This is a genomic window from Mycobacterium sp. (genome assembly GCF_040398885.1).
GTDB lineage: Bacteria > Actinomycetota > Actinomycetes > Mycobacteriales > Mycobacteriaceae > Mycobacterium.
The window spans coordinates 1-8,649 of record NZ_JBBATF010000143.1 but is presented as its reverse complement, the minus strand read 5'-3'; the positions used below and the strand labels follow the sequence as shown (position 1 = coordinate 8,649).

General features: G+C 70.8%; 9 protein-coding genes. 7 read left to right on the top strand and 2 right to left on the bottom strand.

The features are described 5' to 3' along the window. The first annotated feature begins 215 nt into the window (after nt 1–215). The 7 genes from ssd to ADBZ5U_RS12735 are packed head-to-tail and all read left to right on the top strand — an operon-like array spanning nt 216 to nt 4,652. Nucleotides 216–1,238, top strand: coding sequence for a septum site-determining protein Ssd (ssd, locus tag ADBZ5U_RS12765; RefSeq protein ID WP_526810737.1), 1,023 nt, complete (start codon nt 216–218; stop codon nt 1,236–1,238). Then, nucleotides 1,235–2,398, top strand: a complete 1,164-nt coding sequence (locus tag ADBZ5U_RS12760) for a TadA family conjugal transfer-associated ATPase (RefSeq protein ID WP_526810734.1) — start codon at nt 1,235–1,237, stop codon at nt 2,396–2,398. The genes ssd and ADBZ5U_RS12760 overlap by 4 nt, the downstream gene beginning before the upstream one ends. Beyond that, entirely contained in the window at nt 2,395–3,180 is a 786-nt protein-coding gene (locus ADBZ5U_RS12755; protein WP_526810732.1) for a type II secretion system F family protein, read from the top strand. Before ADBZ5U_RS12760 ends, ADBZ5U_RS12755 begins: the two co-directional genes overlap by 4 nt. Then, the gene (locus ADBZ5U_RS12750) at nt 3,177–3,749 is read left to right on the top strand and encodes a type II secretion system F family protein (protein WP_526810731.1); all 573 of its coding nucleotides are present in this window, start codon (nt 3,177–3,179) and stop codon (nt 3,747–3,749) included. The genes ADBZ5U_RS12755 and ADBZ5U_RS12750 overlap by 4 nt, the downstream gene beginning before the upstream one ends. A 42-nt stretch (nt 3,750–3,791) precedes the next feature. Continuing rightward, on the top strand, nt 3,792–3,995 hold the full coding sequence (locus ADBZ5U_RS12745; protein ID WP_526810729.1) for a DUF4244 domain-containing protein: 204 nt from the start codon (nt 3,792–3,794) through the stop codon (nt 3,993–3,995). Nucleotides 3,996–4,042: 47 nt separating this feature from the next. Beyond that, on the top strand, nt 4,043–4,315 hold the full coding sequence (locus tag ADBZ5U_RS12740; RefSeq protein WP_526810736.1) for a TadE family type IV pilus minor pilin: 273 nt from the start codon (nt 4,043–4,045) through the stop codon (nt 4,313–4,315). Then, nucleotides 4,284–4,652 carry an Rv3654c family TadE-like protein gene (locus ADBZ5U_RS12735; RefSeq protein ID WP_526810728.1) on the top strand — a complete coding sequence of 123 codons (369 nt, stop codon included), beginning with the start codon at nt 4,284–4,286 and terminating at the stop codon, nt 4,650–4,652. Before ADBZ5U_RS12740 ends, ADBZ5U_RS12735 begins: the two co-directional genes overlap by 32 nt. Here the strand turns inward: ADBZ5U_RS12735 and ADBZ5U_RS12730 are convergent. Both ADBZ5U_RS12730 and sftH read right to left on the bottom strand, forming a co-directional pair. Further along, nucleotides 4,649–5,695, bottom strand: coding sequence for a PAS domain-containing protein (locus ADBZ5U_RS12730; protein WP_526810726.1), 1,047 nt, complete (start codon nt 5,693–5,695; stop codon nt 4,649–4,651). The genes ADBZ5U_RS12735 and ADBZ5U_RS12730 overlap by 4 nt on opposite strands. 336 nt (nt 5,696–6,031) lie before the next feature. Next, nucleotides 6,032–8,356 (bottom strand): DNA 3'-5' helicase SftH, encoded by a 2,325-nt coding sequence (gene sftH / locus ADBZ5U_RS12725; protein WP_526810724.1) that lies wholly within the window; start codon nt 8,354–8,356, stop codon nt 6,032–6,034. Nucleotides 8,357–8,649: the final 293 nt, after the last annotated feature.

The following is an 8,649-nucleotide window of genomic DNA, read 5'->3' as shown; positions in this document are numbered from 1 at the left end:
ATCAGCCCGACCCCCCGGGGCTGATACACGACGACCCTCGCCTCCTCCCCCCCTGGCGAGGGTCGTCCTTTTTGTGGCCGTCCCCAGCCGCGCGCTCCTCCACAGGGGTCGAGCGGCCGACTGGTGCGCACCGGACGTCGCGCGACAACCTATGAGCCGTGACCGCCGCACCCTCCGTCGCCACCCCCGTCGCCGCCGCCTCGACGGTCCTGGCGGTGGTCGACGACCCTGACCTGTCGGTCAATGTCGACCGTGTCATCGCGGCCGTCGGAGCACGCGGGGTCAGAGCCGAGCAGCCGACCCGTCGGGTTTGGCTCGCGCCGGCCGCGGTGGTCCTCGACGAGCAGACCGCGAGGTGGTGCGTGCAGGCCGGTCTGCCGCGCCGTGACGGTGTGCTGGTGGTCGGCCGCGGAATCCCCGGGGCGCAGTTGTGGGCGGCGGCCCTTGAAGTCGGGGCGCAGCAGGTGTGCGCCCTCCCGGCTGAGGAGGCTCGCCTGTTGTGTCACCTTGCCGAGGCGGTCGAGGCAGGCTCGGCCGCGGCCCGGTCGGGGCGGGTTATCGGCGTGATTCCCGGCCGTGGGGGCGCCGGCGCCTCGGTGTTCGCCGCCGCGATGGCGCACTGCGCCCGCGAGGCCCTGTTGGTCGACGTCGACCCCTGCGGCGGCGGAATCGATCTGCTGCTGGGCTGCGAAGAAGTCTCGGGATTGCGCTGGCCGGGACTCCGGTCGCACGGCGGCAGGCTGACATGGTCGGCGGTGCGGGAGGTGCTGCCGCGGCGGCAGGCCGTGAGCTTTCTGTCCGGAACCCGGTCGTTCCACGAGATCGAACCGGCGGCGCTCGCGGCGGTTCTGGACGCCGCCCGTCGCGGCGGAGTGACGGTGCTGTGCGACATGCCCCGCCAGTTGACCCCGGCGGCGGTATGCGCCCTGGAGTACACCGACCTGGTCGTCGTACTGACCAGTTGCGACGTCCGGGGTGCCGCCGCTGCGGCGGCGGTGGTCTCGGCACTCGCGACGGTCAATCCCGCAATCGGGTTGGTGGTGCGCGGTCCGTCACCGGGCGGTCTGCGGGCCGCGGAGGTGGCCGCGGCGGCCGGCGCCCCGCTCCTGGCCGCCATGCGACCGGACCCGGCACTAGCCCGGCGGCTCGAACACGGCGGGCTTCGGCTGCGGGGCCGGTCTCCGCTCGCCGTCGCGGCCCGCGCCGTTCTCGATGTGGTTTCGGTGCCCGCGGCATGACCGGGCCGTTGATCGAGCGGGTGCGCGAGCGACTGGCTGCCGAGACCGGTCCGATGTCGCCGTCCGCCATCGCCGCCGCGATCCGTGCCGAGGCCGGTGGGGTCTTCGGTGACGCCGAAGTGCTGAGCAGCCTTCGGGTGGTGGAGACCGAGCTAACCGGGGCCGGAATCCTTGAGCCTCTGCTGCACGCCGATGGCACTACCGACGTGCTCGTCACGGCACCTGACGCGGTGTGGGTCGACGACGGTCGGCGTCTGCGGCGCAGTGAGGTGGCGTTCACCGACGAAGCTGCGGTCCGTCGGCTGGCGCAGCGTCTCGCCGCGGCGGCCGGCCGTCGGCTCGACGACGCCCAACCCTGGGTGGACGGTCAACTCAGCGGTGTCGGCGGCGATCAGTTCAGTGTTCGACTGCACGCCGTGCTCCCACCGGTGGCCGCGGGAGGCACCTGCGTCTCGCTGCGCATCCTGCGACCGGCCACCCATGATCTGGCGACGTTGACCGCGGCCGGTTCGATCGCACCCGAGGCCGAACGCCTGCTGATCGACATCATCGATGCCCGGTTGGCGTTCCTGGTGTCCGGGGGAACCGGGGCGGGCAAGACCACGGTGTTGGCCGCGGCCCTCGGTGCGGTCGCCGACCATGAGCGGATCGTCTGTGTGGAGGATGCGCCGGAACTGTCCCCGGAACACCCGCACCTGGTTCGGCTGGTCTCCCGCAGCCCCAATGTCGAAGGGGCGGGGGAGGTGACCCTACGCCAGTTGGTTCGTCAGGCGCTGCGGATGCGGCCGGACCGCATCGTCGTGGGTGAGGTGCGCGGAGCCGAAGTGGTCGATCTGTTGGCGGCGCTCAACACCGGCCACGACGGGGGATGCGGAACGGTGCACGCCAACAGCCCCGCCGAGGTGCCCGCCAGGCTGGAGGCACTCGCCGCCCTCGGCGGGCTGGGCCGGGAAGGGCTGCACGCTCAACTGGCGGCCGCGGTGCAGGCCGTGGTTCATGTCAGCCGTGGCGCCCGCGGGCGGCGCCTCACCGAGATCGCACTGCTGCGCCGCGGCGGCGACGGATATTGTCACGCCGTTCCGGCCTGGCACGCGGATCGAGGTCCGTGCGAGGGGGCCGAAGCATTGCATCGACTGATCGCCGAGCGGCGCGACCCATGAGTGAAAACCCCTTGGCTGCAATCCTTTTGGCGGTCGCCGTAATCGTCGCACCGGCCCCGCCGATCAATCGTTTGGCGAAATCGGGTCGCCGAACCGGAGGGCGGCGCGCCACGCCGGCCGCCGTGGCCGCAATCGGGGCATCGGCGTTGTCGGCCACCCCGTCCATGGTGCTGGTCTGCGTGATCGCGGCCATCGCACTCACGTCCCGGGTGCGTCGACGGGGCCGGCAGCAGGCCCGTAGACAGGAGGGTGAGGCGATGGCGGCCGCCCTGGATGTTCTGGTCGGGGAGTTGAAGGTGGGCGCCCACCCCGTTTCCGCTTTCGAGGTCGCGGGGGCCGAGGTCGGCGGTCCGGTCGGCCGTTCGCTGGGCGCTGTCGCCACCAGGGCGCAACTGGGAGCCGATGTCGCAGCGGGCATTCGGGCGGTGGCGGTGTCCTCGGCGGTTCCCGGCCACTGGAGTCGGCTCGCCGTGTTCTGGCGTCTGGCGGCCGAGCACGGCCTGGCGCTGTCCGTCCTGATGCGGGCGGCCCACGGGGACATCGTCGAGCGGCAACGGTTCGCCGACCGCACGCACGCGGCTCTCGCCGGCGCCCGCGCCACCGCGATGATCCTGGCATCGTTACCGGCACTCGGGGTGCTGCTCGGGCAACTCGTCGGCGCCGATCCGGTCGGCTTTCTGCTGGGGGGTGGTGCCGGCGGCGCTCTCCTGGTCGTTGGCGTCACCCTGATCTGCGTCGGGATCGTCTGGGCCGACCGCATCGTGGACAGGCTCGCAGCGTGAGCACGGCCGCGCTCCTGCTGACGGCGGCGGTTCTGCTGGGGGTCGGTCCCGGTGTTGCGCGCCGACGGGCCGGCGGGGCGGGGGAGGTTCGGCGGCTCCCTCGCCGAAGAGCCACGGCCGCCGACCCGTTCGCCGCCGCCTCCACCCTGGATGTGCTTGCGGTGTGCCTGTCAGCCGGCATGGCGGTGCCCGCGGCCGCCGGCGCCGCAGCCGACTTCGCCCCGCCGGCACTGGCCGCGCTGCTGCGCCGTGCGGCCGACCTGCTGGCGCTCGGAGCCGACCCGGAGACCGCCTGGCAGACCGACGACGCGGACGGCGGTTGCGCGGCCCTGGCCCGGCTGGCCAGGCGCTCGGCGGCCTCGGGCAGCGCGTTGGCCGGCGGCGCAGCGGAATTGGCCGAACAGGAGCGTCAGGTCGTCACGCAACGCGCCGCGGCGGCGGCCGAACGGGCCGGAGTGATGATCGCCGGTCCGCTGGGACTCTGCTTCCTGCCCGCGTTCGTCTGCCTCGGCATCGTGCCAGTTGTGGCGGGCTTGGCCGGGGAGATGTTCGGCAACGGACCGCTGTGACCGTCAGAAGTTCCGATATCCGATCAGATGAAGGGAAAAGATATGTCCAGCAGGGTTATTCGCGATCTCAAGGCGCGGCTGGCCGCGGTGGTTTCGGACGATTCCGGAATGTCGACCGTGGAGTACGCGATCGGGACCGTCGCCGCGGCCGCGTTCGGGGGCATCCTCTACAGCGTGGTCACCGGCGATTCGATCGTCGGTGCGCTGACCAACATCATCAACCGGGCGCTGTCCACCCGCGTCTAGCCGATGACGGATTCGGCACCGTGGAGGCCGCCCTGGCCATCGCCGGCATGGTTGCGGTGCTGGTCATCTGCCTCGCGGCAGTCACGGCAGTCACGTTGCAGGTCCGGTGTGTCGACGCTGCGCGGGAGGCGGCGCGACTGGCCGCGCGGGGTGACTGGGTCGGTGCCGCGTCAGCCGGGAACCTGGCGCCCGCGGGAGCCGCGGTCGAAGTGCGAGTGGACGGTGGCTACGTCATCGCGCGGGTCAGCGGCCGGTCGCCGGTTCTGCCCGGTGTGGTCATCGTCGGCCGTGCCGTCGCGGCCGCTGAACCGGGTCGGTGACGACCGGGGTGCGGCGACGGTGCTGGCCGCGGTCCTCGTCTCGGCGATCGTGACGGTGACGGCCGGCGGTGTCGCGGTCGGGTCCGTCGTGGTGGCGCGCCACCGGGCCCAGTCGGCCGCCGACCTCGCCGCACTGGCCGGGGCATCCAGGGTTCCGGCCGGGGCGCAGGCTGCCTGCCTCCGAGCGCGGGCGGTCGCGGAAGCCATGCGGACCACCCTTCGGGCCTGCGAACTCGTCGGCCTTGACGTCACGGTGCGGGTTTCTGCCCGCACCGGACTGAGGTCGGGTAGGGATGCCCTGGCGACGGCCCGGGCCGGACCTGACCACCCCGGCTAGGAGTTGTCCTGCCGGGCGAGCGCCTCCGGCGTCCTCTCCTGGATGCCGGCATCGGCGAGTTCGGATTCGGTCGGCAACCGCAGGGTGACCAGCCCGCCGTAGATCCCTTCGTCCAACGCGACCTTGCTGACGGTGACATGAAGCGGCACCCAGTCGCCGTCGTTGCCCGGCAGTCGGAGCACCCCACTGGTGGACCCGGTCTCGAGTTCCTCGGCGATCCGTGCCGAGAAGCGTTCCCGGTCCTCGGGGTGTATCCGCACCCGCCCCCGCCAGTTGAAGTAGGGGCAGGGTCCGTCGATCCACTTCAGTGGCGTCCAGTTTTTGAGGTCGACCAGCAGTCGGTACACACCCGGCTGGGCCAGGCCTTCGATGATGCGCTCGGCAAACCGATCCGGCGGCGGGGTGGACTCCCCGACCTCCTCTACGAGGTTCATCGCGCGGACGACGAGGTGCTCCGTGCCGTCCTCCATGGATTCCATCAGCGTCCGGGCGACGAAGCCCACCCTGCGAAAACAGCCCTGCTTGTCGGTGAAGTCCCAACTTGAGCAGTACGTCCGGTCGGGCGCGGCATCGACGGCCATCGCGAGCACCTTGGCCTCGTCGGGATTGAGGCTGCGGCTGGGGATGTCCTCCACGAACGCCCGACCGGTGATGGCCTCGGCGCTCGGGTCCATCCCAGCGTTGAGCAGGTATTCCACCGTGCCCGAGGCCTCTCCGGTGGTGAAGTCCCAGACCAGCGGGCCCGGTACGGGCCGCTCGGAAGGCTCCTGGTCAGTGGGCCCGCACCAGACGTGAACAGCGTGCACATGGCCGTCGGACATCCGGATCGGCTCGGTGCGGATCACCCGGGTGTTCTTCGGCGTGATGCTCGTCAGCGAATTGCCGGTGCTCACCGTCTCGGCGATCGCGGTCTGGATCGCCGCGAGATTGGGGTTTCGCCGCAGGAAGACGCTGAGCGGGACGAAGTTCTTCATCTGCCGGCCCTGGGCGACGACGACGGGTTGGTCACCGAGTGCTTCCACCAGCAGCCAATCCGGGGTCATGGCGCCAGCTTAGTGGCGGCTGCGCCCCCTCAGCGGCGAGGTGCATGCCAATCCGGCCGCGGTCAGCGGATTCGTTGTACCGCAACACGAGCCGCGACCGGTCTGGCCTCGCGTTGCGGTTTTTGACGCCGACGGCGTATGTTCAGATACATCCGATAAATGGATTGCCCGTCGCTTCGCGTCGTCCGAGCGTAGGGCCAGCCGACCAGCGGTGTTGCAGGAGTGCCTTCGGATGCGGGGCGCCCGCACCGGGTTCGTTCCCGGTGCAAGCTGTCCCGCAACGCGACGGTCGACCGCTTTTCGAGGGGTCGGTCGGCGGTCGCGAACCGGGGCGGCTCACGCGTGCCGGATCCCGCCGAGTCCGGTCAGGACGAGCCTCAGTACCCGTACGGCCCCACTCTTGTCCAGCGGCTCATTGCCGTTTCCGCATTTGGGGGACTGCACGCAGGACGGGCACCCGTGGGGGCACTCGCAAGCCTCGATGGCCGCCAGTGTCGCGCGCAACCAGGTGCCGGCCAGTCGGTAACCGCGTTCGGCGAAGCCGGCACCGCCCGGATGGCCGTCGTAGACGTATACCGTCGGCAGTCCGTCCTCGCCGACCGCCGTCGACACCCCGCCGATGTCTCCGCGGTCGCAACTGGCCACCAGCGGCAGCAGCCCGATCGCGGCGTGTTCGGCGGCATGCAGGGAACCGGCAATCCGGGGTAGGTCGATTCCGTTGGCGCGCAACACATCCGGTTCCACCGTGTACATCACCGCCATGGTCGGCAGGATGTCTTCGGGGCTGTCCAGTTCGATGAAGTCGATCACCTCGCCGGACGCGGAGCGGCGAAGGTAGCCGACCACCCGACGGGTCACCGAGACCGGGACCAGACCCAGCGTCACCGTGCCGTAGTCCACCCGCTCGCCGGCCCCGGTGACGGTGATGTCGGTGACTTCCCGGGCGAACGTCGAATATCCGGGATCTTCGGCGTGCACGAAGGCCACGCCGTCGTCGAGGTCGAGCGAATCGACCAGATAGGTCTCGCCCTGGTGCAGGTACACCGCGCCGGGATGCACGGTGGCCGGTGCCTGACCGGCCTCGGTGCTGCCCAGCACCCGACCGGTCCCGGACTCCACGATGGCGACCTGCCTGCCGGCGCCACCCCGGATGTCGACCTGATGGTGCGGGTCGAGACCGGCGGCCGGGAAATACCGCCCGGAGCGCAGTCTCAGCAAGCCGTCCCCGACGAGGCTTCCGGCCACGCCGGCGGCATTCCAGCGGTCGAGTTCCAACTCCGTCAACGGCATCTCGGCCGCCGCGCACAGCAATTGCGGGCCCATGACGTACGGGTTGGCCGGATCGGTCACCACCCGCTCCACCGGTTTGCCGAGCAGGGCATCGGGGTGATGGACCAGATACGTGTCCAGTGGGTCGTCGCGGGCCACCAGGATGACCAGCGCCCCCTGCCCGCGCCGGCCGCAGCGCCCGGCCTGCTGCCAGAACGAGGCCAGGGTTCCCGGAAACCCTGCCAGCACCACCGCATCCAGGCCCGAGATGTCGATACCGAGTTCCAGTGCGTTGGTGGCCGCCAGCCCGCGCAATCGGCCGTCGGCCAGCGAGCGCTCCAGCGCCCGCCGGTCCTCGGCCAGGTATCCGGCCCGGTAGGACGCGACCGTCTCCTGCAGCGACGGGGCGATGTCGGCAAGCCGCGACCGGGTTGCCATCGCGGTCATTTCGGCTCCGCGCCGCGACCGGACGAAGGTCAGCGTCCGGGCGCCCTCGGCGACCAGATCGGCCATCATCCGGGCCGCCTCGGCCCCCGCGGACCGCCGCACCGGCGCCCCATGCTCGCCATGCAGGTCGTGGCGCAGCCCCGGTTCCCACAGGGCGATGGTGCGTGCGCCCTGCGGCGAGCCGTCCCGGGTCACCTCGGTGACCGGGCGGCCGATCAACTCGGTTGCGGTATCGCCCGGGGCGGCGGTGGTCGCGCTGGCCAGGATGACCGTCGGCGGGGCGGACCCGGCGTCGCGGTAGCGGTCGCACAACCGCAGCAGCCGCCGCAGGACCATCGCGACATTGGAGCCGAATATGCCGCGGTAGTAGTGACATTCGTCGATGACGACATAGCGCAGGCCGCGCAGGAACACCGCCCAGCGGGCGTGATCGCGCAACAGCGACAGGTGCACCATGTCGGGATTGGAGAACAGCCACCGGGAACGTTCGCGGGCGAACCGGCGTACCTCCGCGGGCGCGTCCCCGTCGTAGGCGGTGGGGGCGACGTCGCGCAGTCCCGCCGCCGTGGCCGTCAGGAAGTGGGCGGCGCGGAGTTGGTCGTGACCGAGAGCCTTGGTCGGTGAGAGATACAACGCCCTGGCCCGCGGATCCCGCAACAAGACGTCCATGATCGGCAACTGGAACACCAGCGACTTCCCGGAGGCCGTCCCGGTGCTGATGACCACGTCCCGGCCGGCATGGGCCAGATCGGCGGCCTGCGCCTGATGGGACCACGGCGCGGTGATTCCGCGGCCGCCGAGGGCTGCCACGACCTCGGGGTGGGCCCAACCAGGCCATTCGGACCGCGAGGCACCGCGGGCCGGCATTTCGACGACGTGGAGCAACGACGGCGGACGGTCCGGTCCGCACACCGCGGCCAGCAGTTCGCCGCCGAAACCGACCATATTTTGCTTTCCCCCTGTCACGAACCCGTCGACCACTCTGACCGAATTGTCGCCGAGACTGTGCCAACCGTCGTCGCGCGTGGTTGGATGACGGTGGTCGTAGCTTCTGTGTTCGTGTCTCCACATCGCAGGATCGTCGTTGCGGTCGCTGTTCTGCGAGGGTGTGAGCCCAGAAGGTATGCGGCCTCAACCGGCCCGGTCTACATGAATATCGGTAGATCGCTCCCGGAAAGAAGTAAGGAAAGAAATGCCACAGGGAACTGTGAAGTGGTTCAACGCGGAGAAGGGCTTCG